The organism is Mycobacterium adipatum (genome assembly GCF_001644575.1).
In the GTDB taxonomy this organism is placed as follows: domain Bacteria; phylum Actinomycetota; class Actinomycetes; order Mycobacteriales; family Mycobacteriaceae; genus Mycobacterium; species Mycobacterium adipatum.
In genome coordinates this window covers 1-26,472 of the sequence record NZ_CP015597.1, presented here as the reverse complement: position 1 = coordinate 26,472, position 26,472 = coordinate 1, and the positions used below count along the sequence as shown (strand labels likewise).

Here is a 26,472-nt window from a genome sequence, read left to right as displayed (position 1 = left end):
TGGAGTCCTAATGGAGTTGAGGCATCTCCGCTATTTCCGGGCTGTCGCCGAAGAACTGCACTTCGGGCGGGCCGCGAAGCGGCTGCTCATCGCCCAGCCGCCGCTGTCCCAACAGATCCGGCAACTCGAACGTGAACTCGGAGTCGAGCTGTTGCTCCGCTCCACCCGCAGCGTGGAGCTGACGCCGGCCGGGCGGGCGTATCTGGAACGGACCATCAGGATTCTGGACGCAGTGGACGACGCGGCCGACCTGGCCCGCCGCGTTGCCGACGGGACCACGGGTCGGCTCACCATCGGGTGTGTCGGTTCGGCGACGTATTCGCTGCTGCCACAGCTTGTTCGCGCACTGGCCGAGCTGATTCCCGACGTCGACGTTCGCGTGCGCGGCGAGATGCTGGCCCCCGCGCAACTGGCTGCGTTGACGGCCGGGGACATCGACCTGGCGCTGCTGCGGCCCCCGGTGATCGATCCCGGGTTGTCCACGACCGTCATACGTCGCGACCCCCTACTAGTGGCTCTGCCGGAAGGGCACCGGCTGAACCACCGAAAAGTTCTGCAGCTCACCGATCTTCACAATGAGGAATTTGTGGCGCACGCCGGCGGCGGTCGCTCCGTCATGGGCGATTTCCTGACCACCTTGTGCGCCGACGCCGGGTTCACTGCCCGCGTGCGTCACGAGGTCGAAGAGACCTCGACTCTGGTCACCCTGGTGGCGGCCGGACTCGGGGTGGCGATCGTGCCGGCCCCAACGTACGCGCTGAATGTTGCCGGGGTGGTCTACCGCCCGCTGCGGCCACGCGGCCTGGGGATCGACCTGGCGGCCGCATGGCTCACCTCAACGCACGGCCAATTAATCCAAAGGGTCATCGAGGCGTTGCAGGCAATCACCTCCTGAGACTGGCGTGGCGGCGCCCCGGTGTTTGAAGTGCATGCCGGAACGGAGCCATTCGACCGGTGAAGCGCCGGTGATAGTCCTTTACCCCTGCTTGCCTATCCGTTGAAATTGCCCGTCCAAACACCCGAAGTGGCCAACCATACTTTTTCGCAATACTTTTGAAGTGACTAGCGTTTGTTCCGGTCACCTGGTGACGAGATATGTCCTCGCCTCTGCCTTCCGTGATCGAATGGAACGCCTGGGAAAGAATACCGACTGGGCACGTGACCTCCTGATGATCACTGTGCCCCTCGACACTCGTAACCGTGGACCAACAACACGTGATACAGATCAGTGGATTCATTCAACGGGAACACACACGGCACGACCATCAGAATGATTGCCATTGAATGACAACGCCCTAAACGACCGGAAGAACTGTACATCACACTCGCTGGGCTGAACGTTAACTACTGGCCACACTGGAGACCGGCCTGGTCGGCATCAACCGGGGGTGCCCCGTCCAATGCCGCCGCGCCCTTCGGCGGCGTCAAGCGATCCTGCATGGGCCCGCGAAGGCATCGAGGAATACCAAGAAATCCGCTTCTACAACATTGCCCGCCACTAGCCCCCCTTCAGGAGGAGCAGTCCTATGCGTATCGCCACCGTCAAAGAAATCAAGACCAAAGAAGCCCGCGTCGGCATCACCCCAGCCGGGGTGTCCCTGCTCACCCGGGAGGGTCACACCGTCGCCGTCGAACGGGACGCCGGCGTACTGGCCGGCTTTAGCAACGAGCAGTACGAACAGGCAGGCGCCAAGCTGGTCGACAAGGCCGAGGCCTGGAGCAACGCCGAACTGCTGGTCAAGGTCAAGGAACCGATCCCCGCCGAATACGGTTACCTGCGCGAGGATCTCACACTGTTCACCTACCTGCACCTGGCCGCCGACCGGCCACTCACTGAAGCGCTGCTGAAAGCCAAGACCCTCGGCATCGCCTACGAGACTGTGCAGAACCAGACCGGGCTCCCGCTGCTGACCCCGATGAGTGAGATCGCCGGCCGCCTCGCCGCCCACGCCGCCGCGGCCTACCTCACCACCGAATATGACGGCCCCGGGCGGCTACTCGGTGGATCTCCCGGTGTGGCCCCGTGCCGGGTTGTTGTGATCGGCGGAGGTGTCGTCGGCACCCAGGCCGCGCTACTGGCTCTCGGGATGCAGGCCGAGGTCACCGTCCTGGACACCTCCCCGACCCGGATCCGCGATCTTCACACCATCCTCGACGGACGCGCCCGCATCGTGGTCAGCGATCCCGAGACCCTGGCCCAGGAACTCGGCACTGCGGACGTGGTGATCGGTGCCGTTCTGGTCCCCGGCAAAGCTGCTCCCAAGGTGGTACGTCAGGAGCACCTGACGCTGCTTCCGCCGGGCGCCCTACTGATCGACGTGGCGATCGACCAAGGTGGCGCGTTTGAGACCTCACATCCGACCACGTACGCCGACCCGGTGTTCGTCGTCGACGGTGTGCGGCACTACTGCGTGGCCAACATGCCCGGCGTCGTGCCGCAGACGTCCACCCGCGCGCTGACTAATGCGACGCTGCCTTATGTGCGTCAGCTGGCCAACAAGAGCCCCAGGCAGGCCATCGCCGACGACCCGGCGCTAGCCCTCGGTGTCAACACCCGCGACGGAGCGATCGTCCACGCCGGCGTCGCCGGCGCTTTCCGGGATCTTGCACAAGCAGAATGACCAGTCGCACAGTAGGTTCCGCTGCCAGTGAGAGTCCCCCTGCGGTGGGCTCCTCCCGCGTCAAGCGCGGCATGGCAGAAACGCTCAAGGGCGGCGTCATCATGGACGGCGTCACCCCCGGAGCAGGCGCGCATCGCCGAAGCCGCCGGTGGGGTCGCGGTGATGGCCCTGGAGCGGGTGCCCGCCGACATCCGCGCCCAGGGCGGGGTGTCGCGAACGAGTGACCCCGACATGATCGAGGGCATCATCTCCGCGATGACGATTCCGGTGATGGCCAAGGCCCGGATGGGCATTTTGGCGAGGCGCAGATCCTGCAGAGCCTAGGTGTCGGCTATATCGATGTGTCCGAGGTGCTGACCCCGGCGGACTACGCCAATCACATTGACAAGTAGCGTTTTACGGTGCCGTTCGTCTGTGGTGCCACCAATCTGGGTGAGGCGCTGCGGCGGCTGACCGAGGGTGCGGCGATGATCCGGTCCAAGGGTGAGGCCGGCACCGGTGACGTCTCCAAAGCGACCACGCACATGCGAAAGATCGGCGGCGAGATCCGTCGGCTGACCTCGCTGAGCGAGGACGATCTGTACTTGGCAGCCAAGGAACTGCAGGCTCCCTATGAGATGGTGGCCGAGGTGGCTCGGGCCGGCAAGTTGCCGGTGACAATGTTCACCGCCGGTGGTATCGCGACTCCGGCGGATGCGGCGATGATGATGCAGCTCGCCGCTAAAGGCATGTTCGTCGGGTCGGGGATCTTCAAGTCCGGTATCCCCGCCGAGCGGGCAGCGGCGATCGTCAAGGCCACCACGCTCTACGACGATCCCGATGTGCTGGCCAAGGTGTCGCGCGGACTCGGCGAGGCAATGGTCGGCATCAACGTCGACGGCATCCCTGCCCCCACCTGCTCGCCGAACGCGCTTTGTAGCTAGTCACTCTCAGCTTTGGCTACTGCCGGTTACACGAAGATGGCTGGAGTTAAACCCCGATCCGGGACTGACCTGGGTGGTTTGATCCTCACGGTGCTTCCGGCGGGCGGTTTGGGTGTAGTTGCCGGTTTCGAGGCCTCCCTGAATTCTTCGGTAGCGCCTGCTCGGCGGGCGTGGTGGCGGCTGGTGGACTGTGATTGATGGATTTGCGCCACAATGCGGGCCAGTTCTGTACCTACGGCCATTGGCGTGGGAGATGCAGGATAGGTCGGCGTCGCGGTGCGCCGGTCGGGCGAGGGGCGTGACGATGCGCCGCCGCAGCGTCGATCCGAATGCCACGGCGTTGGCAGCACTGGCGAGCACACCAGCGGCACGCAATAGGTCATGGGGGTCGCCGGCCGGTCGCTTTAGATCGAGAAGCAACACCTTTTACCGGCGATAGAATCTTCGCCGACGACATACGTGAGGACCTGGATCTGCCGTTCCTCGAATTGCCCCACACCACCAATGATCTCGCCGCGGGCTACCAGCTCAGTGACATTGTGCGCGGATACCGAACACTCACCCGTAGAGGCCACGGCCCGGTGGCCGCAGCACCGGATCCGACGCTAAGCCTGCTGGCGCTCGTCCCACTATCCCACTTACTCAGGTGGTCGATCGCCGATCTCAAACGGGCCTTCCTGAGCCCCACCGGCACCCCACTTCTTTGCAAGGGCCACTACGGAACGCCGTAACTTAATACCGCTGTGATGCACGGTGCATCACAGCAACACCACCATAGACTGCCGTGGTTTCTAAAAGCCCCCATTGCCAGCATGTTTCGGCGGCACGTCGTCGCGCCAGTGAGCGCGGCTTACATCAAATGGTCAGTAGTCAGGCCTCATCATTTCCTGGGTATCCTGGAAATATGGCTGATAGCACTCCGGTTGCGCTCGTGACTGGCGCCACGAACGGTATCGGAAAGGCGACCTGCCGCGTGCTGAAGATGCGTGGGTACGACGTGTTATTTACGGGACGCAATGCGGCACGTGGCGCAGAGCTAGAATCCGAATTGCGGAGATTGGGTGGAGCCGCGACGTTCCTTCAGACCACCCTTTCTAATGAGTCCAGCTGCCAAGCTTTGGTTGATTCGTCTTATGCGTGCTCAGATCGGATCGACCTGCTTGTTAACAACGCCGGTTTCGGCATCGGCGGCGGCACCTCGACAATGTCTGAAGAGATTTTTGATTACTCATTCGCTCTAAATGTGAAGGTGCCTTTCTTCCTCGTTTCTAAATTATCCCCAAGATGGCGGAACGCGGTCAAGGCTGCATAGTAAACGTAAGTAGCATGGCGGGCTCGCGAGGCGTAGCTGGATCCGCTATCTATTCGGCAACTAAGGCGGCGCTTAATACCCTCACGAGATGCTGGGCCGCAGAGCTCGGACCCCAGGGAATTCGCGTCAATGCAGTAGCCCCTGGCCTCACCCTGACAGAAGGAACTAAAGCGATGTACGACGCAAGTACTTTGTCTAGGCTTGCCGGGGAGGCGCTGGCCAGGCGAAATGCGACTGCTGACGAAATAGCCCGCGTGATCGCTTTCGTGTCGAGTTCGGAAGCGAACTTGATCCACGGAGCCGTCATCGCAGCCGACGGAGGGCGCTCAGCCGTCTAGCCACAAAGACAGCGCGCCGCCACACTGCGCTAACTGCGATTTAGGTACGCGAACAAATTGGCCAAATATTTGATAGGGGCTATGGTGAACATCTTCAAATTCCTTGAAACGAGAGTATCCGAAGACGAGCGTAATGCCCGGGCGAGGATGGTAAACGATCCCTTCGAGAGTCGAGCTTTACGCGAGGCTGCATTCAAACGGTACATATTGCAGGAACTCCACGCTCAAAGTTGGCAGACAAGCGCTAAAAGAGATGGTGCGCCCTCCAGGGCAGCACTAGAGCTTGCGAAAGTTTATATCGAGCATCCAGATTTCGATGCGAAGTGGCTACCCTCTCCAAACATCACTTGATAACGTCTTCGAGTGCTTGATTAATAGCATGCTCACTTTGTCTTTGGCGGCGCAGTACGGAATATGCAATGAGCTCGTCGCCAACGGGGTCGGCCACAAAGAGTCGATTGCAATGCATGTGAAAAAGGCTGGTTAGGACTCTGCTGAACACGTAGCGGTCTGCACATGCGTTTCCTAGCTGTTCGAGTTCACGGCGGATGTTCCGGTCGCAGTCGCGGAGGCGACTTCGGTTGATACCTTCGTTCAATCATTCCCCGATGGATACGACACCCTTGTGGGTCACGATACGTGCATCTTGACTGCAGCTCAACAGCAGCTGATATCGATTGCTCGGACGTTGCTATCACGGCCAAAAGTGCTCATTTTGGATGAGGCCATGGCAGCCCTCGATCAACGCTCGGAACGTGCGCTGTCAAGCGCGATCACTGAATTGCGTAAGGGGCGTACGACATTCGAGATCGCCCATCGCCTCACACGAGTCCGAGACGCGGACGCGATTATCGTTCTGCGAGCGGGCCGGATCGTCGAATCCGGGACACACGAGGAGTTGATTTCCATCGAGGGTGAGTACTGGAGTCTGTGTCATGCGTGGGACGCGACCTAACCCCAGACCGGAGCACCACGCATGACCGAGGATCAGATCCGCGACCGACACGCTGTGTGCCCGGTTGCACGATCAGTTGCCGAATCGGTTACCGCTGAACACTATTGATCCTGCGCTCTTGAAACATCTCCTTGAGATCCACGTGTTGGTGAGTGAGATGCCATCGCGGCACGTCGGCCTCGATGGCGAGCTGTGAGACGTTGAGGCGTCCGCTGGAGCGCAACGGTTTGCCTTCGAGGAGTCGATCCATGGCAGCAAGGATCTTGGTGCGTACGGGGTCGGTTTCAGCAGTGTTCATCGTGGTCCTTGATGAGAGCGTCGATGCGTTCGAGTTCCTGGAGTTCACGTTGGTGTCGGATGGGTGGGGCGGCAGTATCTTTCACGGTGTCGGCAAGCCGAGTGCGGTAGCGGCGGACCGCGATTATGTCGCGGTCAGTGCGTGCGAGGTTGCGGCAGTTGGGCTGGCAGTCGTCAATGTCGGGTGTGACCATCGGGTCGTCGCGATGTCCTTGCAGTTGGCAGGCCGCCTTTGTTGCGTCGAAGACGCAGGTCATTGCCTCGCCGTGGTGAATCTGCAGGCTTGGGTTGGCCAGCAGGTCTCTGGCTTGGCGTGTGGTGGTCACGACGTGTCCGGCGAATCGATCGTTGCCGGCGCGGATGCGGTTTCGGTAGGTCTGCGCTGCGGGTCCGGAGACGTGTTCTCCGGTGTGAAGCGCGTGTTCGTCGTCGGCGAACTGCTCCAAACGACTGAGGAACTCTTCGAAGGCGAGTTCGTCGGGAAAACCAGAGTCGTAGGCGCCGGCGTAGCCCTGGATCATTCGGGTGTGTACGTGGCCGTATTGGATGGACCCGGCGACCAGGCCGCGTGGTCGGCGTCGGATGAACCACGCGAGTGTGCGGCGGAACCGCGTGATCGTCAGTGCACCATGGGAATCGGATGGGATGAGTTCGACGTGATGATGCGCACACAGCTGGTTGACGTAGGTGATGAACCGGTGGATGTCGTCGGTGACCACTTGGCTGCTGCGTGCGGCTCCTCCCGCACGGCGGGTGACGTAGGTGCGCGTGGGGTCCGTGCGATGGGTGAATAGCAGCTGCTCGTTGTGCAGCCGTTCCAGCACAGCCACGGCCTGAGCGACCGGCGCAACGACTACCCAGGGGTCGCGCCGCTGCAAACCTTCGGGTTCTTTGGCACCGTCCTGGTTGACGGCATTCTTGAAATAACCGCCAGACATCAGGTACAAGTCAGTGGCCTCATCCCGCGTGATGCAGCCGCGCTGCAGATTCAGGACCTCTGCCGGCCGCGCACCGGAGAGGTACGCGACCAGGATAAGGCAAGCGGTGTGCAGGTGACGCACGAGTTGCCACGTGCGTCGATAGGCGACGGGTCCTGGGTGCCAGGGCCGCGTACCGATGGTGGCGGTGATCGGGGTGGACAGGTATGCGTCGTCGTCGATGGGCAGCCCGGATCGGAGCAGCACCGCCTGGGCTTGCGTGTAGGAGGCTTTGGCTAGAAGGGGAATGCCGATTATGCGGCCGACATGGGCGAAGTCGATGACACGCTCACCTGTCTTCGTGACACGGCCAGGCATCAGAGCATCGCTGTCGCGAAGCGATTGCGCATAATCGGCCACTATTTGGATGGGACCTCCGGCGGGCAGCCGTGGCTCCTGCCTTGTCCGTCCGCGGGTCGCTTTGACCCCGCGGGCGTGCAGGGAGAGGAGTTGGGTCTGCTGCACGAGTAGGTGACATCTGAGTTGGCTTGCCCGGGGCGGGTGAGCTGGAAGGATGTCAGTGTGCCCAGGCCCTACCCCCGTGAGTTCCGCGACGATGTCGTCCGTGTGGCCCGCAACCGCGACGACGGCGTGACGATCGAGCAGATCGCCACTGATTTCGGTGTGCACCCGATGACGCTGCACAAGTGGATGCGCCAAGCCGATATCGACGAGGGCGCCAAGCCCGGCAAGAGCACCAGCGATTCGGCTGAGCTGCGGGAGCTGCGTCGCCGGAATCGGCTGTTGGAGCAGGAGAACGAGGTCCTGCGCCGCGCGGCGGCCTATCTGTCGCAGGCCAATCTGCCGGGAAAAGGATCTACCCGCTCGTAAGTGAGCTCGCCGCCGACGGGATCCCCGTCGCGGTGACGTGCCGGGTACTCAAGCTCGCCCGCCAGCCGTATTACCGCTGGCGGGCCACTCCGATCGCCGACGCCGAGATGATCGAGGCTTACCGCGCCAACGCCCTGTTCGACGCCCACAAGGACGACCCGGAGTTCGGGTACCGCTACCTGGTCGAAGAGGCTCGCGATGTCGGCGAGCCGATGGCTGAGCGCACTGCCTGGCGGATCTGCTCGCAGAATCGATTGTGGAGCGTGTTCGGTAAGAAACGCGGCAAGAACGGCAAGGTCGGTCCGCCCGTGCACGATGATCTTGTCGAGCGTGACTTCACCGCTGGCGGTCCAAATCAGTTGTGGCTCAGCGATATCACCGAGCACCGCACCGGTGAAGGCAAGCTCTATCTGTGTGCGATAAAGGACGTGTACTCCAACCGCATCGTCGGGTACTCGATCGACTCCCGAATGAAGTCCCGGTTAGCGACCACAGCCTTGAGCAACGCGGTGGCACGCCGCGGTGAAGTGGCCGGGTGCATTGTCCATAGCGATCGCGGATCTCAGTTCAGGTCAAGGAGATTCGTGCATGCTCTGGGCCGCTTCGAGATGGTCGGATCGATGGGCCGTGTCGGCGCAGCCGGCGACAACGCGGCCATGGAGAGCTTCTTTAGCCTGCTGCAGAAGAACGTGCTCGATCGTCGCCGCTGGGACACCCGCGAGGAGCTGCGGATCGCGATCGTCACCTGGATCGAACGGACCTACCATCGGCGCCGACGCCAGGCCGGCCTCGGCCGGTTGACCCCGATCGAATTCGAAGCAATCATGACCATACCGGCCAGTCAGGCCGCGTGACCGAAACTGTCACCTGATCGTGCAGCAGACCCGTTCGTGCTGGGCGGTGATGATGTCGTCGGCGAATTCTTCGACGAAGCGCAGCGCCCACAGCAGCAGCGGTTGCATGGTGTGCTCGTCGATGCGTGGGGTGCGGTTTTCCGCGCTTGGGCGGACTTTGCCGAGCAGCACTCCGGTGCAGTCGCCGTCCCAGGGCGGTGTCTCAGGTAGCCGCATCGCCTCCGGTAGCACCATGCGGTACCCCCACAGGCGCCGAACCTCGCCGATACAGCTATAGACCTGCGTGAGCGGGTCGCCACTTCCGGTGAGGAATGCCAGGTAGCCATCGAGTAAGTCGGGTGACACCGCGCTCAGCGAGGTGACGCGGTGGGCATGCAGCCACTGAAAGAATTTCCTCAGCGGAAACCACAGCATCCTGATCCCCTGCAGTGAGAGTCGGGCGGGCCTCATTCGCCGCAGCTGCGCGGGGGGTTCGGCGTTGATCAGGACCCACAGGTACCGTTTCGCGGTGTCTCGCCACGGTGATGGCAGCGAGGTGAAGTTGACGGTGATGCTCTTCGCGTTCTCCTCGAAGATGCCCTGATCCAACCGCCACACATCGTCGCCATAACGCGACAGCGCAGCCGTGCCGTTGTCGGGTCGCAACTGCCGGCGCAAGAGCACCGGAGTAGAGCTGCGGGGTCGCAGAAGCTGCCTGCCCCGTATGACTTCGGGATCGGGGGCGGTCATCGCAGGTCTAACTCGCGGTTGAGGAATCGTGCTACCAGGTCGTGGTGCTCCGGAGTGGTCGCGGCGCGCGCCGCGTCGAGTTCCGTGTCGTCGTGGCGTGCGAGCAGATCGGCCAGTTGGGCGTGTGGGAGAGCGAATCGTGTCGTCCATGTCAACGGGGTCATCGCGTTGCGGCGTTCGGCTAGGCGCTCGAAAACCAGTATCTGGGTGGGTAGGTGTCGTGGCAGTGCCCGCGCGCACGGGCAGCTCAGGCAGAGCATGAACGATGCCCGGCACGGTTGGCCCGGCTCGCTGTGTGGGCCGTGGTCGTTGTCGATGCACGCGTTCATTACGGTGTCCAATTTTCCCTGCAGCATCCGCCGAACTGTGCTGTGCGACAACGCTAATCGTGAGGCCAATGCAACCGGATCCCGTTGTGATTGCGCGATATCGGACGCCGATAAGCTCTCGATGAGCGGCAGTGCCCGCGCGGTAGCAACCTGTTCGTCCAGCGCCGCGGCGACGACGCGTTGATAGTCCGCCAGATTGCCGCGGTTGCGTCCTAAATAGTCGTTGACGAGGGTGTGTTCGGTGTGGGCCACCGGTTTCTGGTGCAGTTCCAGGTACGTCATCCGCAGTCGGACCAACGACACATCAAGAAGCCCGGTTGCGGTGTCCGGGGCCGAGTCCTGGCGCAGACCGTGGTGTAACGACCAGGGGTGAACCCATCCACCGGCGGCGCCTTGGGCGCGGATTCCGCGCCCCTCGGGGCCATTGGCGCAGTAAGCTAGCATCAACCGGCTGCTCCCCGTGACCCGTCGACTGGAGGCGGTCAATTCGTGCAGCAGCATGTACACACCGAACGCTGTGTGTAGCTCGTCGCGCGAGGAGAGGGCTGCGGACTCGTCGGGGACACTGATCCAGTCGGTGATAGCGGTGAATGCGATGTCCATGTGCGCGCGTCCCTGGCGCCGCGGTTTGCGGGCCTCGATGATAGCGGTTTGCACGCCGCTGCCCGCGGCGTCGGCGCGGTGATGGGCGGCCGTGCATTTCATGATCGTGTAGGGGTTCTGGCCAGTCAGGAATGGCTAGCAGGATGGCGCCGGCACTGATTTCCATGGGCGCCAGATGCGCCCACCGGATGATGTCCTTGGTTGCTCCGAAGTTGCCCTCTTTGACCCAGCGTGCTGGCAGGTCGGCCTTACTCGGGTACTCACCGCCGCGGCGTGGCACGTCGGCGTGCCGTTCCGCATAGTCGAGCAGTTCAAGTCGCCGAGTGAGATCATCCTGCACTGCACCAGATCGATACTGCTGCAGCAGCACTCGATTGTCTCGAATGCGTCGGCTGGCGCGGCAGAGATCGTCGCGAGCGGCCGTGGCGATCCGCAGAAACTCAGCCCGACTGTAACTTTGGTGACCTCTGCCCGTAGTGAAGGCAGGTGGGTGAGCTTCGGCCAGTTTGGCCACCATCAGCGGATCCCACGAATCAAGCTGCCGAAGAATCGACTTCACCGCCTGCACATCCTTGCGAAGAGTGCCCCGGTGGCCACCCACACGCAGATGCGTCGCGAAACCGTCGATATGACGCGGGAGCAGCCCGGATTTGCTCGCCGGTGGGCGCGACAAACTGGCTAGGTAAGTCGAGAAGCGCAGCATCGATCGAAACGCGTCCCCGATCGCCTCCATAGACCGCAGAGTCGATCCCGGAGCGGTGCGTTTGGCGAACGCCTCGGCGAACAGCCGTTGTAGGGCCGGACTTACCGTCAGACGCGAACACGCGAAATCCTTCGATGCACCGTCCCCGTCGCCGAAGCAGCGCACGGTCGTCCCGTCTGCAAGAACGCCCCGCCGAGTAGGTAAACCGGAATCGGGGAGGTGGGCGAAACGACCGCGACGACTCATGTCGGAGCCGCCGGATCGCCGAGGACCGCGGGATGGCTGGCAAATAAGTCTGCCATCATCTCCGCTACCGGCAAGCCGTGGGCCTGGGTCTGGAGCACCTCCACGTCGAGTGCGCGGAAGGGCTCTAAGTACACGTCCTTGGTGGTTTCCACTCGGCGATGACCCATCATCGTCTGCACGAGGTGCCAGGTGTCCCCGAACTGGATGCGGAAGTCTCGCTGCTCGTCCTGCGAAAGATGTTCCAATCTAGACGAATAGACAAGCTTGCCGACGGAGAACCAACGCAGCGCGAAGGAGTGTCGCAGCATGTGCGGGGTACAAGAAAAGTTATGCATCCCCAGCGCTGCGATCCGCGCGTTGGCCTCGGCGAAAGTGTGGTGCCACCCATGCGGGTCACGCGGCAGGCCATCTTCGTTCAGCCACAGCCACAACGGCTCCAGGCCAGCATCCGTACGACGAAATAATCTGCGCCGCAATGCTGTTTCCACCGTATTCCAGGTGCGGTCGACGAACCTGCCGGCGTCGTCAGGTAGCCGCACCACCCCTCGCCGCTGGGAACTGCCTACGATGATCGCCTCGGCCAGCTGCTCATAACGACCGAGGGCTTGTGCTCCGCGTACGGCTCGGGCGCGAGGCCCCTCGGCGTAGGCATCGATGCCGGTCAGGACGTGCTGAGGTATCCAATATGGGCGCCCGTAACCGCCTTTCGCACATGCATCGGCAAGCTGGTTCTTGTAGAAGAATCGGCCCATGCCCGCCGTGGGTAGTTCGTCTGTAGCGATGGAGGCCCACTCCGACAGGCGCAGACCTGTGCCATAAAGCCCGTCGACGAACGCAACATTGCGCTGCTCATTGCGGGTGTGACGCGACCCGTTCCGGCGGCCGTAAGAGTCGCGGCCACGCAGACCGACATCGCGCCATCGTTCCACGGCAGCGGGATCAAGCCACCGCACCCTTGCTGAGCGTTTCGCCGGTGGCGCAGCCACATTGACAAAGATGTCGATCACGTCGGAGAAGCGCTCCGCAGCCCACGCATACAGCTTCCTGCAAGCAGCAACATCCTTTGAAAATGCAGCGGCACCAACAGGACTCAAATTCCTCGGATCGGTTCGCCTCCAAAACTCAAACTCCTCCGCATCATCTACCGTCGCTGCGGACCAGACCTGCCCGCGTGCCTCAAGGAAGTTCAGCCACACGCACAGCGACTGCGCATAATCCCGATTAGTCGTCCTCGCCAGCGCCCGCATCCGCGCGGATATCAAGAACGCGTTGACACGCACATCGACGAAGCCGTCGCTGCGCATAATGAAGCGCTGGCCATGGACGCTCCGCCAGCGCGCCAAAACTTCATCGAAATCGGAGATCGAACCTGTAAGCCGTGTCGGCCACTCCCGGGCGAGCAGGTCCACGTCGTACCGGACAACGGACCACTTCTGCATCTCGCCCCTCGTGTCGGAGTGCGAGACAAGCATAGCAACAACAGTCTGGTGGCTATAGAACGAACAAGCCGATGAGGTAGCGCTCCAGGACCTCGATGTCGGCGACGAACAGCAGTGGCTGCTCTGTGTCGCCGTCGTCGGTCTGCGTCAGTTCGAGACGGTCGGATCCGCGGCGGCGGATGTAATACCCCGTTGGGGTCCCAGTCTCGGAGCGCAACTGGATGTCGCCGTCGTCGGCGATCAGGGTCACGTAGTGCGCGGTGCGTGCCCAACCTGTGACGTCGGCGCTCAGTGTGGGCGGTTTCGACATTGACGGCTAGCGGGCGCCTCGGCGGTGCGGGTGATTGTGTCCGCGAGCTGGCCGGCGGCGGCGTCGCGCTGGATCTGGTCGGGGGTGCGGTCGTCGAGGGTGGGTCGGCGTCGCGGCTCGGTGAAGAGGACCAAGCCCAGCGCGGCATGATGGGGCAGGGTGCGATCGACGCGGAGCGTCATGAGGTGATCATCGCTTTCTTCGGTGTGGTGTCAAGCTGGCGTCTGGGTCGTCCGCCGGCCTTGTTGCGAGTCTCTTCCCACCGCTTCTGGAATGCCTTGACCGACGCGCGGGGCTGCAGGGCTTGGTCGAGGAACTCCTCGGTGGGCAGGATCTTGAATCGGCTGGGCTTGAGAAGCCCGGTGGCCGCGGCCGCGGTGCGCAGTGCGGTGTCGGCGGCGTCTTCGAGCGTGGTTGCCTCGACCTCGAGTTGGACCCGCAGCCGTCCGGCGGCGTAGGCGATGTCAGCGCCGCCGAGGGCCTTCGCCAGCGCCGCGGTGTCCTCGTCGGTGAGGCCGTCTGCGGTGTAGGTGAGTTCGGTTGTCCAGGTCATGGGGTCGCTTTCTGCCGGCTGTGACGTCGAGGGCGCGGGTGGGGGTTGCGGGTCGGAACTGTTGACATCCGCAACGGTACCGCTAGGCGGTGTAGACCTGGCGATCTCCGGGCCGGTGATCGGAGATCTCGTGGTAGGCGATCTTTTGGGGCCAGGTGGCGCCGGCCTGCACTTGCACTGAGACGGACTTCGGGTTCACCCACACCACCTGATACCAGGGCTACGCGCGGCTGCAATGGATCGTGAAGACCACGCCAGCAACGACATTCACCGCGCCGCCGGGGATGGGACCGGGTACTACCCGCGGCGCGCCGGTCGTACGCCAAAGGGGTGCGCGCCAAACTTGCCGACTACCGCGCCAAGGGCCTGATATGACCCGCCCCACAAGCCCTGATCGCACTCACACGCCGCGGTGTCCACATCAGCTGTTAGGGTCCGGGCATTTGGTCCCGATGAGCTCACCGGTTGCTCTGCGCGGCAATGCTATTCGGGCTGACCGGTGCCGACGTCGCCCCACCTCCACGATGAAGGGAAGTAACCAATCATGACCGTGCTCGACGCCGCGCCCACCCGCAACGGCGCCGATCTGACCACAACGGCGCAGACCCCGACCATCACCGTGGAGCACCCCCAGCCGGCGCACCCGGATCCGCGGGCCGGCGACGACCGCCCAGCGCCGAGGGCGGATCTGGCGACGAGCCCCGATGCATCCCGCAATGACGATGCGCGCCGGCACGCGCTGTGGTTCTTCGGGATGTGGCTGCTGTTCGCGACCGTGGTGTCCATCGGAGGCAACGTCATTCACGCGTGGATGACCGCCCCGGAGAGTCACCTGAAGTTACTGGCCGCTGTCGCGGCCGCGGTGCCACCGGCGGTGTTGCTTGGCTCGTCGCATTCGGTTGCCCTACTTATCAAGACCCGCCGCCGCGGGTACCGACGCGTCGACGCGTTCGTCCTGGGCGGTGCGCTGCTGCTGACCGTCGGAGTGGCGGTGTGCGCGTTTGCGATGAGCTTCTTCGCGCTGCGCGATCTGATGGTGATGCTGGGAATGAGCGCAGACACCGCATGGCTGTGGCCGATCGCGGTCGATCTGTCGCTCATCTGCTCGACGCTGGCCTTGCTGTCGCTGACCTCTACGCAGACCGACCCGCACCCGGTGCGCCGATTCGGACCGTCGCTGCCTGTGGTCGCCGGCGGTGCCCACGCGGTTGGCCGGTCGCCTGCGGCCATCAACACCGGTCCGTCGGCGCCGGCGGAGCGGCGCGTGTGGTGGGAATCGATCGCCGGCATCGTGCGCGAGCAGATGCCCAATGTGCGCAAGGTCGCCGACATGACCAACGGGCAGCTCGGCGAGATACTGGAACGCATGTACGACGGCGGTGAGTCCGGCCGAGACATCGTGAACTCCACACCGCTGCACAACCGCGAGGTCAGTCCAATCCGCAAGATCGTCGACGGCGTGCTCGAACGCACCGCGCCACCAGTCGGATAGCTGCCTTCTTCCCGCTTTCTCTCTTCACATCGAGGGAACCGCCGGCCAGGCCCGAAGTAGGTAGGCGCGTGGCGCGGAACTGAGTTGACGCACCGTAGCCGCGCTGGACGCCTTAATGCGTAATTACTCCTGCAGCGGCGGCTTCTGATCGGCCTGCCGCGACCCTGCACCTTCGAGCCATGGCGATTGCGATCCATCGACCGTGTCAAGAACAGCTGCTACTGTCCGGGCATCTGAACTTGATACACGTCAGTTGCTCTGCGCAACAGTGTTATTCGCGCCCTGCAACGCCGCGTCTACTAGTGGTCAGATGAAGGGACGGAAACGGTCATGCCTGCTGGATGATGCGCGCACGTGCGCGAACTCGGTACCAACACATTGCGAGTCGACGGACCGCTGCGCCTCGCAGATTTCATGAGCGATTGCACATCACCCATCAAATCATCTGCGCATCAATCGATTTGATTCATAGCTTGCGCGATTCTCGCCATCGGGCGGTTCGCTGATTTCTCACTTCGCCAAACTCTCACTGTGGAGGTCTCTGTGGAGCTTTCTGCCCGCCCCTACTTCAAACGCGGTATCGCTGCAACAGTCGCCAGCGCCATCGCTTTCAGTCCGATAGTCATCACCGATGCACCTCGACTCACCGCCGCAGCGATTCCCCAGGTCACAGTTTCTCAAGTACACCTGACGGCTGCTATTTCTCCGGCCGATATCGCCGTGCTCGTGGATAACCTCAACGACGCGATGGCCGCCGCTGGCAGCACTGTCACCTCGTTGATGGACTCTGCCGGCCACACGCTGTCCGGTGCGCTGAACGCGGCCGCCGGTCTCAACGAGACCATTTGGGATGGGCTGATCGGCGCCGCCGGAAGAAACCCAACGCTGGTATCAGTGCTCGTGGCTCTCAAGGCAGCCTCCGCCGGGGGACTCACTGAACTAGGCGGGTCATTACGGGACGTCGGGCACCGCATCAGTCTGACGTCCGGACAGGTCAGCGAACTACTGACCTCGGCGGTCACCGGAACACTAGGCACCGCACTGCATGCTGTGACCAATCTTGTCAACGATCCACTGTCGGCATCGAGCTATATCAACCTGCTCGGCTCACCCTTCGGTATTGCCGGTCTGGCCATCCAACGCGGCGTTACAGCGGTGGAAACACTGGCCAGCAACGGATTGCAGCTTGGCGGTTCACTGGTCCATGGTGTCAGCGCCCAGATCGCTAATGCCCTAGCAGCGGTCAACGATCTCCTTGGAGCAGGCAAAACCCTTACCGACATCGCGCTAGTCGACGGGGCACTGACCGCCCTCCAGGGCGTCGTGTCTGCACCCGTAACCGCAGTGTTGGCAGGGGTTAACGGGATCACTGATGCTGTCGTCAGAGCGGGAGTAGGTGCCTTGGACCGTGTGGCGAACGGTGTGAACGCCATCGTCGGCACTTGGCTGGGCGACGGCACGACACCAGGCGCTGTGCAAGCTGCGTTGACCCGTATCGGCGCAGCTCCGCTGAGCCCAGCCAGCTACACCAACGCCGTTGCGATCCTCGTCGGTGCTGCCGCGAGGACTGTGGGATCGGTGGTCGACACCGCCAGCTCGTTCGCGTCCATGCCGTTCCGTGTCGGCGCCGACCTGACCGGAACCGGAGCAGCTGTGGTGAACAAGCTCGTCAATGGACTCGCCACAGCAGCCAGCGGGGTGCTCCAAGCCGCGGGCCTTTCGTCCATCGTCGCCGGCCTGCCCCACAACCTCGCGACAATCGTCACCACCGCCGTCAACGTCGCCGCGCTGGCCGCCAAGACGACCCTGAACACGATCGCCGGCGCCATCGACCTCGGGCAAGCGATCGGCGGAATCGTCACATCCCTGGCAGCGCCGGCCGCCTCGGCTGCCACAGCCACCCTCGGGGTAGAGCGGAAGTCGGCCATGGGCCCCGCCACCGTGCAGCTTGACCACGACGAGACCGCTCTGCCCGAGGTGGCAGCCGAACCCGACATCGACGTCCAGGATGCCGCGGTCACCCCAGCTGTGGACCCGGCCGCCGCGACCGAAGAATCCGAATCTTCGGCCGGCGACACCGCCATCGATCATTCCGAGACATCGGAGACCCCCGCCGCGACGGTCACCGACGCCGAGACGGTGCCTGACCAGGTGACCGAGGAGCCCAAGCAGGATTCGACGGGGGCGGAGGCACCCACAGATGCCTCCGCAACGGACCCCGAGTCCGACCAGAAGCCAGACACGACGGGTGGCGAATCCGTCACCGGCAGTGCGGCTTCCGAGCAGAAGTCGCCCGGAGCCGTCCGACAATCCGAGGAGCCGCAGACCGGCACCTCGAGTTCTCCCGACACCTACGGCCGCCATGCCGCAGCCGCTGATCGCAATGCGTCGGCGACGTCCTCGTCTGACAGCACGTCCTCGACCGAGGGGGGCCGGCACCGCCGTGGCGAGGACTCTGCCAGGGACGGGCATCGGGGCAGCGGCTCGGAGTCGGGCAGCAACAGCAGCGAGAAGCCCTCAGCTGCGGCCGCGTAAACCGGCCAGAGCGTGTGGGGTCAGATCGGTTCCTGGCCCCACACGCTCAGGTCTCGCTATCGGGTTCGTCCTTGGTCGGCTGCGCGGGGAGGATCGGGCTCATCTTAAGTCCGGGTCCGGTGTCCTGCGTGGAGATCACCGAGCCGTCGGGTTGGCGCCACGCGCGACCCATTGAGCCGTCGGGGTTTGGCCAGTATGCCGCGCGGTCGCGGGGGCCGGCATCGGCGAACGGGTCCGACCCTGGCGCCGGCGGTTCGGGAAGCAGGGTCGTGCGGGGGCCGCCGGCGCTGGGCGGGAGTTCGGAGACAAAGCCGTTGTCGACCTGACGGTTCTTCCACACGCCGTCCTCGACGTACATGTACTCGGTGGTGTCTTTTGAGCAGACGGAGGTGTCTCCGCCGGCCGTGCCGATCCAGCACACATTCTTGGGGAAGTAGTCGACAGGCTCATCATCATCGTCGACGAGCGTGGGTGGTGTCGCGCTCTGTGAGAAGTCGAGTGCCTGAAAATGTTCGGCGCCCTGGTGGTCGCCGTCATGGTAGGCCGCAGCGTGCTCAAGGAATCGTTCGGAGTACTGCTCGAAGTCGGCGGCCTTGGATTGCAGCGCCGCCTGCCGGCGGGCCAAGCCGGTGACCACACCCACCGCGACCGGGTAGCCGATGAGTCCGTGGCTGGCGATGATTCGGTGCACCTCGTCGACGGCCTGGGCGCCGACGAGGCCGCGGCGGTTTGCAGTCCGGAGTACTCGCCGGCCATCCGAGTCAGGTCGGTCGGCTCGACGTTCAACTGTCCCCACGCCACGGTCGCTACCCTGCGCTGATCGCGTGAACGGCCACCGGGCCGGCGGCGCGGCCGCGTGCTTGCGGGTCGATACGAACCGTCATGGTGCACCTGCCTTCCGGACGCGCAGGTTCTGATCGGTACATCCGCGCACCCATCGCAGACGATAACGCCGAATGAAGACACCACGCCCAACCGCGAAAGACGAGGGAACCTAGGCCCAACCCCCACCCGACACCGGGGTGGGGGTTGGGTTGTTAATCCGTTGTGCCCGTGATGGTTCGGTTGTCGGTGGCGTCGGGTATGTTGGTTGGTGAAGGGCAGGCCGCAAGGGCGGGCCCGCAGACCCGATGAGGGGTTTCGATCATGGCGAACGCTCCGGTGTTCTATCTGGGGACGCATATGGACGGGTGGTTGGCGCACGTCGGTGTGCCGTTGTTTGTGTCTCATCGTCGACTGTCGCGGCGAAAGACGCTGCCGAAGGCACGCTCGGGGTGGGCGCTGGATTCCGGCGGGTTCTCCGAGTTGTCTCTGTATGGCGGCTGGCGCACCACCGCCGAGGCGTATGTGTTAGCGGTGAAGCGGTATGACCGTGAGATCGGACAGCTCGAATGGGCTGCTGGGATGGACTGGATGTGCGAGAGCGACATGCTCGCGCGCACGGGCCTTTCCGTCGAGGAGCACCAGCGGCGGACAGTAGCGAACTTCGTTGCGCTGGAGCGGTTGTGGTTTGAGGACGATGACGATGATCTACATCCGGAGTCGCCTTTCATGCCGACTTTGCAGGGCCAGTCCGTTGAGGACTACCTGCGGTGCTGGGACATGTTCGGTGACGCCGGGGTTGACCTGAGCAATTACCCGTCGGTGGGTGTCGGCTCGGTATGCCGACGGCAGCACACCGGTGAGATCCGTGAGGTGCTCGAAGCGCTGCGCGACCGCGACCCTGAGGTGCCGCTGCACGGTTACGGGGTTAAGACCCTCGGGCTGCCGATCTACGGTGACCTGCTGGCCAGCTCGGACTCGCTGGGGTGGTCGATGAACGCGCGTAGGAATCCGCGGCTGCCGGGCTGTACTCACGCCAAGTGCTCGAACTGCCTGAAGTGGGCGCTGCGGTGGCGCCGCGGCCTGGTGGCCGGCGGATGCGCTGACCACGGTGAGCCCTGTGAAGGCACCGTTGGAGCGTGCCATCAGCGCGACTTGTGGGAGCTGCGTCAGCTGGCAGGGCGCGGACGGCGGCGGCATGAGCAGGGATGGTGTGGGCGGTATGAGCGGATCAGAAAGCGCGACGCGTGGCCTTGTGTCGGCCGGCGAGCTGTCGGGGCCGCGGTGCATCCTGCCGGGCTGTGGGAACGGGGCCGAGGAGCAGGGGATGCCGTGCGGGGAGTGCGCCGATGCGTTCGGCAGCCATCTACGGCAGACCGAGGGCCCGGCGATGACGGTCGAGGCGCAGGCCAAACGGGACAACGAGACTCAGGCCGCGTACGTCGTGTTGTTGGCTGGTGGTGATCCCGCGCGCGTGGCCGCGCCCAGCTGGACGGAATCCGCCGGGGCCCGGACGCCGGTGAAGGATCCGGCGCGCAAGGCCAATCAGAGGTGCTGGTTGTGTGAGGAGCGGCGCACCTGCACCAGGCAGGTCCACGGCTGGGAGTGCGACGTCTGCCGACAGGTCCGTTGATCAGCGGACCTGTCCACCACCACCCGCCCGACACAGGTGTGGGGTGGTGGTCCGTTATGGCGTTGTGTGAGTGCGGATCTGATGATGCGTTCTTGTCGGTGGCCACCGGTAAAGTCGTCGGTGTTGGGCAGGCCAGTCGGGTCGGCCCGCGATTCCCGCGAAAGGGGAGTGGCATGACTGCTGTTCTGGAGACTCCGATCGCCGCCGTCGAGGAGAGCTCGATCGAGGGTGTGGTGGCGCCGGTGGTGAACATGTTGAAGGCGAAGGCGCTGCACACCGCCGTGTCCGACGCGCTGCTGTTTGCGGCCCCGACGTCGGCGAAACTGCCGGTTCTGGAGGCGGTGCGGCTGGAGTTCGGCGCCGGTCAGTTGGTCGCGGTGGCGACGGATCGCTTCGTGCTGGGTGCCTCGCGAGTCGAGTACTCGGGGGAGGCGTTCACGATGATGGTCGCGGGTTCGGATGCGAAGGCCCTGGTCAAGATGGCCAAGACGGGCAAGCGTGACGAGGGTGCCCGTGAGGTGACCATCGAGGTCGTCGATGCCGGTGCGCAGGTGACGTTCCGGTTCAGCACGGGGGAGGCGATCACCGTGCGCGGCTTTGATGTGCAGTTCCCGAAGTGGCGCCACCTGCTGCCGTCGGACGACTCGCGCATGGGCGGCATCGTCGGTATGGGCTACACCGGCCCCTATCTCGGGCGGTTCACCCGCGCGCGGGCCGATGAGCAGGCCAGCGGGGCGCACATGGTGGTGTTCCCGTCGGTGACTTCGGGCGGTAAGCCCGGCCCGACGGCGATCAGTATCGGGGAGGACTTCTTCGGGCTGCTGATGCCCGTCCGCCCGCCGGGAGACGAGTGGGCGTTCCGACGTCCCGGCTGGCTGGACGCGGCCGCCAGCGCGGCTGTCAGCGGCTCGGCGGGGGTGTCTTGAGATGGCGACGGCGAACCCGAGCGGTCAGTGACCGGCGCGGCCGTCGACCCGCAGCTGGCGACGTTGCAGACGCGTCTGGGTCAGGTGCGCGCTGCGATCGAGCGGCGCGCGGTCGAGGTGGTCCGGGCGTGGCTAATCGAGCAGGGACGGACCTGGCTGTCCGTCGAGTTCACCAAGACCCGGCCGGAGCCGCCGTTCGACGGCGACGCTGCGCTGGCTGCTGCGGTGAGCGAGCTGCCGCGACGGGCTTACGGCAGCGGGTTGGATGTGCGCGGCAGCTTCATCGTGCGGCTGTCGGACCTCAACGCGTTTCTGCGTCGTGCGCACGACGACGCGGTGTCCGTTCCGCATGGCCCGCGCCTGGAGCTGGTCGTGGTCCGAGATCCCGACGGCGGGACCGACGTGACGGTTCTCGTCGACGGAGTGCAGATCGACGACTACGAGGAGTACGTCATCGACGCCGGTCGCGGTTCCACCTTCGGCGACTGGACCGAGTCGCGCGAAGAGGCGATCGCCTCGGCATCCCCGGCGGCGGCCGCGCTGCTGTCCTCGTCGTATGACTATCCGCCCGGCTACGCCTACATCGACGACGCTCCGGAGGGGTGGCCTTTCGAGGACAGTGAGGCGCGAGCATGACGAATCCTGCTGCGCTGGAGACGAAAACAGTGGTGATCGAGTGGGTCGAGGAATCCGTGCACCAGGTGACGGTGCGGGTTCCGGTGGACTTCGACGCCGATGAGTGCGACCTCGGCGACGGCCTGGCCGAGCTGGACGACGACGGTTTCCGGGGGTTGGAACGCAACCAGATCGTGGTGCGCGACGTCGCGCCCGATCCGGCGGCGGAGTTCTTCGACCCGCCCCGCTTCGACGGGCTGTCGCGGTGAGTCCGCTGTCGCGGGAGCTGTGTGGCGCCTGCGCGGCCGTGACGATCCCCGGCGACGTGTGGCGGGCGTTCCTGGCCCAGGAAACGGCGCTCGACGATGAGCATCCTGGCCCGGTGTCGTTGCCTGCTGTCGTGGGTGAGCTACACCGGATGATCGCCGAAGGTCAGCCCGCACCCGACAGCTGAGGTGAGCCCGATCCGCCGGCCGATTTGTGTCGGCGGATCGGCCCGCGAAGCGATGGGTGTTCGGTGTCCGGTCGCGGCGCTAGCATCCCGGCTGTATCCGCCCAGCCCGGAGGTCAGAGCCTTGATGTCAGCGACCCCGATACCGGCTCCGGCCGCGATCCTTGCCGAGGCCCGCTCGAATATTCATGCAGCTGCTGTCGCCGAGCTCGGTGAGCGTCGCCGGATGTTCGCCCACCACGCGGCCACCCTGTCGGCAGACGCAGCACTGCACCCACACGCCGAAGCCTCGCGCAACGCGCGATGGCACAGTGCTACCTCGACGAGACGGCCGGTCTGCTAGCCCGTGCCGCTGAAGAATCTGCAGCCGCGTCGACGCACTGCGTTTAGACACCCACTCCCCACCCGGCACGGGGGTGGGGAGTGGGTGTCTAAACATGTTGGTCTGCTAAGTGATTCGTGCCGTGGTCGTCGGTGTGGGTGAGTAGAATCGTAGGTGTTGGACAGGCCAGCGGGGCCGGTCCGGTTTCCCAGGGAAGGGGAGTGCAGTGGCTGTTGCGGTGTTGGGGTCGCGGGTGGTTGATCGGATGCCGATTCCGGCGGGTCTGGTGACGCGGACGATGGTGGTGGTGCGTCCGGTGGCCGGGCATGTGTCGGTGTCTGATGCGCGGACGGATCTGGCGGTGGTGTCGGTGCAGTGGGGTGAGATTTTCATGCGGTTCACCTCGGCTGAGCAGGTGTCGGCGGTATTGGCGGCGTTCGGGGCGGTGCGTGAGGCGCTGCGCGGGGCAGCGGGTAACGCGAACTTGGATGCGTTCAGCGGTGATGAGTGGCCGGGGGTGTCGGTGGTGTCGGTGACGTGGAGGCGGCCACCGGAGTGGTCGGTGGTTACTCAGTCGGCCTATGACGGGCGTCTGCGCAGGACCTTGCATTACGTCGAGGTTCACATGGGACCGATTCAGTGGCGGGTGGTCGATTGGGCCGGGTATGAGGCGGCGATGGTGCTGCTGCGCAACGTACATCGCACGGCAGTGGCGGTGTTTCGTGACGGGGGCAGGTTTCGGGTTGATCCGTCGAAGGTCGACGCCTTCACCGAGACCGCTGCGGGAGCCTCGCCGTGATTGGCGGCCTGGTGCGCGTCGTGGCGCGGCAGGCGCGGATGCTGGTGCTGGTGGCGGTGCTGGCCGGTGCGGCGAACCACTACTTGGGGATACCGGTGTCGGTCACCCTCGGTTACGCGCTGGTGGGCTGGTGGTTGTGGGTTGCGCTGCGAGTGCCGGTGCGGATGGTGCGCCGCCATGCCGGGGGCCGGCCAGCTCGGTGAGTAGCGCCTCTGGTGGTGGGCTGTGTGGCCGCGCAGCCCACCACCACCCAACCCGGCACAGGGGTTGGGTGGTGGTGAGTTATTGCGTTGTGGTGTCCGGTGTTTGGTCTGCGGTTTGTCGGGGCCGGGGGGTATGATCACAGGTGTTGGGCAAGCCGGTTGGGCGGGCCTCGGATTCCCGGTGAGAGGGGAGTGTCATGGCAGATCAGGTGATGATCATTCTGCAGGGGCTGCCAGGTGCGGGTAAGTCCACGTGGGCGGCCGCGTGGCGCGATGCTGCCCCGCAGCGGCGGGAGGTGGTCAACCGCGATCAGATCCGTTTCGAGCTGTTCGGGGTGTACAGCGGCCTGACGGCGGAGCAGGAGGCTGTGGTGAGCGATATTGAGTCGCTGCGCGGCGATCGGGCGCTGGGCGCGGGCCTGTCGGTGGTGGTGGATGCCACCAACCTTGAAAGCGCCCATCGCGAGGTGTGGGTGATGCAGGCGGCCCGGCATGGGGTCCGGGCCGAGGTCGTCACGATCGACACGTCGCTGCAGGAGTGTCTGCGCCGCAACCGGTCGCGCGGTGCCGCTGGTGGGCGCCTGGTGCCCGAGGACATCATCCGTGGCATGGCAGCGGCCGCGGAGTGCTTCTAGAGCTGACGCGGCTGTGTAGGAGCGACTATCACCATGCAAGGAGAGACGACTATGACCAGTTCAGACGACGGCCGGCGACTGTCGGGTCTGACCGCGAACCAACTGCGCGCCGAGCGGGACGATCCCGGCACCACCGATGAGCGGCGCGCTCTGGTTTATCGCGAGATCAGCCGGCGACTCGTCGCCCAGCTGCGGGGTTGAGCAAAACGGCGGTGTCGCTTGGTCCGGTTACGGTCGGCATATCGAGGTGTTGATGAAGATGAGGAACCGTGGAGATGACTTCTATGTCGTCAGGCCCGACCCCGGTTGGGGCGATCTCGTGGGCGGGCGAAGCGACCGCATGGCGGGCGGCACTGAATCTGTGGTGTTTGTCGGTGATGGGCAGCATGATGGGTTGCGTGGTCGCAGACGGTGGATTTGGTGTAGGTCGACGGGATGGTTGGCTGTGAGTGTCGATACGAGCGTCCGGCCGTCGTGGGTGAGAACCGGGTACAAGTTCTTTCCCTACGCAGCACAACAGGCTGATCAGTGGTGGGTGCTGAGGTTCAACGTCGGTTTCCCAGAACACGATATGTACACGATCTTTGTCGACAACCAGGTGGTTGGCGATGTCACTGGGGATCCTGACTCCAGTGTCCCACTGATTGCGAGTATCGGAGCGTTGAACCCTTCCCGTCCGCAGGAGCCGATGCTGGATCCTGCGGGTGCTCGCGCCGTGGTCGAGGGGGTGGCGAGGTTCGTTGATTACGGAAGCGAGCGCGGAGACTCGTGTGTGTTCTGTTCCGATAATCGCGACGCGCTGACCCCCGAGGCGTAACCGCGCCCGGTGCTGACTGGTCAGGCCGTCGGTGGTGGGTTTCTGGCTTGATATTCCGGGCTTTGCAGGATCATTTGGGCGAGGACTCGCATTGCTGGGTCACCGGTCCGAGCAAGCTGTTCCAGTTCTTGGCGCGGCAGCGAGGACAAGCTCGTGCCCCAGCCGTCGGCGGTCCCTGGGTTTTCCTCGGCTCCCCAGCTACCTCCGCCGCCGGAGCCTCCTCCGGCGCCGTCGGTGGCGGCCGGTGAAGGCGTGTCGATGCGTTGTTCCACTGGCGGTTCGGGTGCGCTGGTTCCCAGTGGCGCATGTGGTAGCCCACCGGAACCGCTTGGTGCCGGTGGGGCCGCCGGTAGGGGTGGTGGGTGTTCTGGGTCGATTCCAACAGCGTCGTTGACGCTGGGGCGGCTGTGGGTGGAACTTTCGATGATCGCGTTCCACAGGTCGTCGCCGTGTCTGCCTTTTGCTTCGTTACGGGCGATGAGGTCTTCCCAGGTGAGGTTGGGGTTTTGGGCAGTGATCTGCTCGGCCAACGCACGATCCTCCATGAGACCACGCGTCCAGGTGCGCAGGGCGTTGCGTTGCTCGAACATGATCTGAGCGCGCTGCTCAGGTGATAACCCCTCGGCTATCAGTCGTTCGTTGAGTTCGCGCATGCGAAGCTCGCCGTGCAAGTAGACGGTTCTGGTTTCGGCCGCCGACAGGCTTCCCGCGTCGTATGCGGGCAGCCCCAAGTCTGACACCGGCAGTGGCGGATCGCCGCTGCCGGCATCGGGGTCGGGAAGCGGCGATGGAATTGGGCTCTCTGGAAGGGTCCGATGGTCCACCAGTTGAACGTGGCTGTCGTCTGCTTTGGCGTCCGCGCCGCCGGCATTGGCGGCTTGCTGCCCTAGGGCCTGCTCGGTGGCCACTGATTGGGTCACGATGGCAGCTGTCCGAGTCTGGTGCTGGTTGATGATGCCGAGGATGGCGGCTAAGCCCTCCGGCGAGTTGGGGTTGGGGATGGCTGCGATCTCGGCGGCTTCGGCGCTGGCGTTGTCGGCTATCGCGTTGGCGCCGTCGACGTTGAGGTTGGCGCTGGAGTCGGTGACACCGCGGAAGATGTCGGCGGCTTCGGCGCTGCGGGTGAATGGGACGGTGTCGGTGCGAGTAGCTGCGACGTAATTGGGAAGGACCGTGGTGGAGAAATCGCTGGCCACCACCGA

At 64.3% G+C, this 26,472-nt stretch carries 29 protein-coding genes and 4 pseudogenes; 21 read left to right on the top strand and 12 right to left on the bottom strand.

Annotated features, from left to right (window positions below):
- The first annotated feature begins 10 nt into the window (after positions 1-10).
- The 3 genes and pseudogenes from A7U43_RS27810 to pdxS all read left to right on the top strand — a co-directional run bounded on the left by A7U43_RS27810 (position 11) and on the right by pdxS (position 3,540).
- On the top strand, positions 11-895 hold the full coding sequence (locus tag A7U43_RS27810; RefSeq protein ID WP_068003946.1) for a LysR substrate-binding domain-containing protein: 885 nt from the start codon (positions 11-13) through the stop codon (positions 893-895).
- A 631-nt stretch (positions 896-1,526) separates the two neighbouring features.
- Positions 1,527-2,621: an alanine dehydrogenase gene (gene ald, locus A7U43_RS27805; protein WP_068003944.1), complete on the top strand. Its 1,095-nt coding sequence runs from the start codon at positions 1,527-1,529 to the stop codon at positions 2,619-2,621.
- A pseudogene (pdxS, locus tag A7U43_RS27800) lies at positions 2,618-3,540 on the top strand (pyridoxal 5'-phosphate synthase lyase subunit PdxS). The gene ald and the pseudogene pdxS overlap by 4 nt, the downstream one beginning before the upstream one ends.
- Positions 3,541-3,779: 239 nt before the next feature.
- Here the strand turns inward: pdxS and A7U43_RS30165 are convergent.
- A pseudogene (locus A7U43_RS30165) lies at positions 3,780-3,928 on the bottom strand (IS1380 family transposase); the annotation flags it as partial.
- Here A7U43_RS30165 and A7U43_RS29470 point away from each other — a divergent pair.
- From A7U43_RS29470 to A7U43_RS30715, 3 genes and pseudogenes are all read left to right on the top strand, one after another.
- The gene (locus A7U43_RS29470) at positions 3,874-4,275 is read left to right on the top strand and encodes an Imm61 family immunity protein (protein WP_082902498.1); all 402 of its coding nucleotides are present in this window, start codon (positions 3,874-3,876) and stop codon (positions 4,273-4,275) included. The pseudogene A7U43_RS30165 and the gene A7U43_RS29470 overlap by 55 nt on opposite strands.
- A 128-nt stretch (positions 4,276-4,403) precedes the next feature.
- Positions 4,404-5,194, top strand: a pseudogene (locus A7U43_RS30720) (SDR family NAD(P)-dependent oxidoreductase).
- Between the two features lie 81 nt (positions 5,195-5,275).
- Entirely contained in the window at positions 5,276-5,545 is a 270-nt protein-coding gene (locus tag A7U43_RS30715) for a DUF6221 family protein (RefSeq protein WP_418287711.1), read from the top strand.
- On the opposite strand, the gene A7U43_RS30710 is transcribed toward A7U43_RS30715, so the two are convergent.
- Positions 5,538-5,792 (bottom strand): lantibiotic dehydratase C-terminal domain-containing protein, encoded by a 255-nt coding sequence (locus A7U43_RS30710; RefSeq protein WP_418287710.1) that lies wholly within the window; start codon positions 5,790-5,792, stop codon positions 5,538-5,540. The two genes, A7U43_RS30715 and A7U43_RS30710, sit on opposite strands and share 8 nt — an antisense overlap.
- A gap of 27 nt (positions 5,793-5,819) precedes the next feature.
- On the opposite strand from A7U43_RS30710, the gene A7U43_RS30705 reads away from it, so the two are divergent.
- Positions 5,820-6,149 (top strand): P-loop NTPase family protein, encoded by a 330-nt coding sequence (locus tag A7U43_RS30705; RefSeq protein ID WP_418287709.1) that lies wholly within the window; start codon positions 5,820-5,822, stop codon positions 6,147-6,149.
- Between the two features lie 88 nt (positions 6,150-6,237).
- On the opposite strand, the gene A7U43_RS27790 is transcribed toward A7U43_RS30705, so the two are convergent.
- Positions 6,238-6,447, bottom strand: a complete 210-nt coding sequence (locus A7U43_RS27790) for a hypothetical protein (RefSeq protein WP_231963881.1) — start codon at positions 6,445-6,447, stop codon at positions 6,238-6,240.
- A complete protein-coding gene (locus A7U43_RS27785) occupies positions 6,434-7,783 on the bottom strand; it encodes a hypothetical protein (protein WP_156526205.1) in 1,350 nt (449 codons plus the stop codon). The genes A7U43_RS27790 and A7U43_RS27785 overlap by 14 nt, the downstream gene beginning before the upstream one ends.
- 162 nt (positions 7,784-7,945) lie before the next feature.
- Here A7U43_RS27785 and A7U43_RS27770 point away from each other — a divergent pair.
- Positions 7,946-9,108 (top strand): IS3 family transposase gene (locus A7U43_RS27770; protein ID WP_156526204.1). Its coding sequence is split into 2 segments (ribosomal slippage): positions 7,946-8,230 and positions 8,233-9,108, totalling 1,161 coding nucleotides; the frame shifts between segments, so codons are not numbered across the junction.
- 9 nt (positions 9,109-9,117) lie between these two features.
- Here the strand turns inward: A7U43_RS27770 and A7U43_RS27765 are convergent.
- Positions 9,118-9,765 (bottom strand): hypothetical protein, encoded by a 648-nt coding sequence (locus tag A7U43_RS27765; RefSeq protein ID WP_156526203.1) that lies wholly within the window; start codon positions 9,763-9,765, stop codon positions 9,118-9,120.
- 68 nt (positions 9,766-9,833) lie between these two features.
- Entirely contained in the window at positions 9,834-10,769 is a 936-nt protein-coding gene (locus A7U43_RS29450; protein ID WP_156526202.1) for a hypothetical protein, read from the bottom strand.
- A 175-nt stretch (positions 10,770-10,944) separates the two neighbouring features.
- Between A7U43_RS29450 and A7U43_RS29445 the strand changes: the two genes are divergently transcribed.
- Positions 10,945-11,451, top strand: a complete 507-nt coding sequence (locus tag A7U43_RS29445) for a hypothetical protein (protein ID WP_082902493.1) — start codon at positions 10,945-10,947, stop codon at positions 11,449-11,451.
- 263 nt (positions 11,452-11,714) lie between these two features.
- Here the strand turns inward: A7U43_RS29445 and A7U43_RS30460 are convergent, their stop codons facing one another.
- From A7U43_RS30460 to A7U43_RS27740, 4 genes are read right to left on the bottom strand one after another with little or no spacing between them, the layout of a single operon-like run.
- Positions 11,715-13,157, bottom strand: coding sequence for a site-specific integrase (locus A7U43_RS30460; protein ID WP_231963880.1), 1,443 nt, complete (start codon positions 13,155-13,157; stop codon positions 11,715-11,717).
- Between the two features lie 52 nt (positions 13,158-13,209).
- Positions 13,210-13,467, bottom strand: coding sequence for a TNT antitoxin family protein (locus A7U43_RS27750; RefSeq protein WP_231963839.1), 258 nt, complete (start codon positions 13,465-13,467; stop codon positions 13,210-13,212).
- Positions 13,446-13,649 carry a hypothetical protein gene (locus tag A7U43_RS27745; RefSeq protein WP_068003922.1) on the bottom strand — a complete coding sequence of 68 codons (204 nt, stop codon included), beginning with the start codon at positions 13,647-13,649 and terminating at the stop codon, positions 13,446-13,448. The genes A7U43_RS27750 and A7U43_RS27745 overlap by 22 nt, the downstream gene beginning before the upstream one ends.
- Entirely contained in the window at positions 13,646-14,020 is a 375-nt protein-coding gene (locus A7U43_RS27740) for a hypothetical protein (protein ID WP_068003921.1), read from the bottom strand. The genes A7U43_RS27745 and A7U43_RS27740 overlap by 4 nt, the downstream gene beginning before the upstream one ends.
- Before the next feature lie 544 nt (positions 14,021-14,564).
- Here A7U43_RS27740 and A7U43_RS27735 point away from each other — a divergent pair.
- Entirely contained in the window at positions 14,565-15,512 is a 948-nt protein-coding gene (locus tag A7U43_RS27735) for a DUF2637 domain-containing protein (RefSeq protein WP_082902492.1), read from the top strand.
- Positions 15,513-16,043: 531 nt separating this feature from the next.
- A complete protein-coding gene (locus tag A7U43_RS27730) occupies positions 16,044-18,047 on the top strand; it encodes an autotransporter outer membrane beta-barrel domain-containing protein (protein ID WP_156526201.1) in 2,004 nt (667 codons plus the stop codon).
- A gap of 46 nt (positions 18,048-18,093) precedes the next feature.
- On the opposite strand, the gene A7U43_RS27725 is transcribed toward A7U43_RS27730, so the two are convergent.
- Positions 18,094-18,738 (bottom strand): hypothetical protein, encoded by a 645-nt coding sequence (locus A7U43_RS27725; protein WP_231963837.1) that lies wholly within the window; start codon positions 18,736-18,738, stop codon positions 18,094-18,096.
- A gap of 455 nt (positions 18,739-19,193) precedes the next feature.
- Here A7U43_RS27725 and A7U43_RS30700 point away from each other — a divergent pair.
- From A7U43_RS30700 to A7U43_RS29905, 10 genes and pseudogenes are all read left to right on the top strand, one after another.
- Positions 19,194-19,949: pseudogene (locus A7U43_RS30700) on the top strand (deazapurine DNA modification protein DpdA family protein); the annotation flags it as partial.
- A gap of 142 nt (positions 19,950-20,091) precedes the next feature.
- On the top strand, positions 20,092-20,502 hold the full coding sequence (locus A7U43_RS27720; protein WP_068004409.1) for a hypothetical protein: 411 nt from the start codon (positions 20,092-20,094) through the stop codon (positions 20,500-20,502).
- Between the two features lie 173 nt (positions 20,503-20,675).
- Positions 20,676-21,428, top strand: a complete 753-nt coding sequence (locus A7U43_RS27715; RefSeq protein WP_197500125.1) for a hypothetical protein — start codon at positions 20,676-20,678, stop codon at positions 21,426-21,428.
- 27 nt (positions 21,429-21,455) lie between these two features.
- Positions 21,456-22,064 carry a hypothetical protein gene (locus A7U43_RS29435; protein ID WP_082902491.1) on the top strand — a complete coding sequence of 203 codons (609 nt, stop codon included), beginning with the start codon at positions 21,456-21,458 and terminating at the stop codon, positions 22,062-22,064.
- Positions 22,061-22,312 (top strand): hypothetical protein, encoded by a 252-nt coding sequence (locus tag A7U43_RS27705; RefSeq protein ID WP_068003916.1) that lies wholly within the window; start codon positions 22,061-22,063, stop codon positions 22,310-22,312. Before A7U43_RS29435 ends, A7U43_RS27705 begins: the two co-directional genes overlap by 4 nt.
- Positions 22,309-22,497: a hypothetical protein gene (locus tag A7U43_RS27700; protein WP_068003914.1), complete on the top strand. Its 189-nt coding sequence runs from the start codon at positions 22,309-22,311 to the stop codon at positions 22,495-22,497. Before A7U43_RS27705 ends, A7U43_RS27700 begins: the two co-directional genes overlap by 4 nt.
- Positions 22,498-23,081: 584 nt before the next feature.
- Positions 23,082-23,615, top strand: a complete 534-nt coding sequence (locus A7U43_RS27695; RefSeq protein WP_068003911.1) for a hypothetical protein — start codon at positions 23,082-23,084, stop codon at positions 23,613-23,615.
- Positions 23,612-23,818, top strand: a complete 207-nt coding sequence (locus A7U43_RS27690) for a hypothetical protein (protein WP_068003909.1) — start codon at positions 23,612-23,614, stop codon at positions 23,816-23,818. Before A7U43_RS27695 ends, A7U43_RS27690 begins: the two co-directional genes overlap by 4 nt.
- 197 nt (positions 23,819-24,015) lie before the next feature.
- Entirely contained in the window at positions 24,016-24,453 is a 438-nt protein-coding gene (locus A7U43_RS27685; RefSeq protein WP_068003908.1) for an AAA family ATPase, read from the top strand.
- A gap of 51 nt (positions 24,454-24,504) precedes the next feature.
- On the top strand, positions 24,505-24,654 hold the full coding sequence (locus tag A7U43_RS29905) for a hypothetical protein (RefSeq protein WP_156526200.1): 150 nt from the start codon (positions 24,505-24,507) through the stop codon (positions 24,652-24,654).
- Between the two features lie 636 nt (positions 24,655-25,290).
- Here the strand turns inward: A7U43_RS29905 and A7U43_RS27675 are convergent.
- Positions 25,291-26,466 carry a hypothetical protein gene (locus A7U43_RS27675; protein WP_068004396.1) on the bottom strand — a complete coding sequence of 392 codons (1,176 nt, stop codon included), beginning with the start codon at positions 26,464-26,466 and terminating at the stop codon, positions 25,291-25,293.
- Between the last annotated feature and the right edge of the window lie 6 nt (positions 26,467-26,472).

Bases quoted from the DNA above. Each gene is read 5' to 3' on its own strand.
- A7U43_RS27745 (WP_068003922.1), bottom strand. From the start codon at position 13,649: ATGACGCTCCGCGTCGATCGCACCCTGCCCCATCATGCCGCGCTGGGC.
- ald (WP_068003944.1), top strand. From the start codon at position 1,527: ATGCGTATCGCCACCGTCAAAGAAATCAAGACCAAAGAAGCCCGCGTC.
- A7U43_RS27810 (WP_068003946.1), top strand. From the start codon at position 11: ATGGAGTTGAGGCATCTCCGCTATTTCCGGGCTGTCGCCGAAGAACTG.
- A7U43_RS27750 (WP_231963839.1), bottom strand. From the start codon at position 13,467: ATGTCGAAACCGCCCACACTGAGCGCCGACGTCACAGGTTGGGCACGC.
- A7U43_RS30715 (WP_418287711.1), top strand. From the start codon at position 5,276: ATGGTGAACATCTTCAAATTCCTTGAAACGAGAGTATCCGAAGACGAG.
- A7U43_RS30460 (WP_231963880.1), bottom strand. From the start codon at position 13,157: ATGCAGAAGTGGTCCGTTGTCCGGTACGACGTGGACCTGCTCGCCCGG.
- A7U43_RS27685 (WP_068003908.1), top strand. From the start codon at position 24,016: ATGGCAGATCAGGTGATGATCATTCTGCAGGGGCTGCCAGGTGCGGGT.
- A7U43_RS27705 (WP_068003916.1), top strand. From the start codon at position 22,061: ATGACGAATCCTGCTGCGCTGGAGACGAAAACAGTGGTGATCGAGTGG.
- A7U43_RS29445 (WP_082902493.1), top strand. From the start codon at position 10,945: ATGCGCCCACCGGATGATGTCCTTGGTTGCTCCGAAGTTGCCCTCTTT.
- A7U43_RS29450 (WP_156526202.1), bottom strand. From the start codon at position 10,769: ATGGACATCGCATTCACCGCTATCACCGACTGGATCAGTGTCCCCGAC.
- A7U43_RS27715 (WP_197500125.1), top strand. From the start codon at position 20,676: ATGACTGCTGTTCTGGAGACTCCGATCGCCGCCGTCGAGGAGAGCTCG.
- A7U43_RS27695 (WP_068003911.1), top strand. From the start codon at position 23,082: ATGCCGATTCCGGCGGGTCTGGTGACGCGGACGATGGTGGTGGTGCGT.
- A7U43_RS29470 (WP_082902498.1), top strand. From the start codon at position 3,874: ATGCCACGGCGTTGGCAGCACTGGCGAGCACACCAGCGGCACGCAATA.
- A7U43_RS27720 (WP_068004409.1), top strand. From the start codon at position 20,092: ATGAGCGGATCAGAAAGCGCGACGCGTGGCCTTGTGTCGGCCGGCGAG.
- A7U43_RS27740 (WP_068003921.1), bottom strand. From the start codon at position 14,020: ATGACCTGGACAACCGAACTCACCTACACCGCAGACGGCCTCACCGAC.
- A7U43_RS27790 (WP_231963881.1), bottom strand. From the start codon at position 6,447: ATGAACACTGCTGAAACCGACCCCGTACGCACCAAGATCCTTGCTGCC.
- A7U43_RS29905 (WP_156526200.1), top strand. From the start codon at position 24,505: ATGACCAGTTCAGACGACGGCCGGCGACTGTCGGGTCTGACCGCGAAC.
- A7U43_RS27735 (WP_082902492.1), top strand. From the start codon at position 14,565: ATGACCGTGCTCGACGCCGCGCCCACCCGCAACGGCGCCGATCTGACC.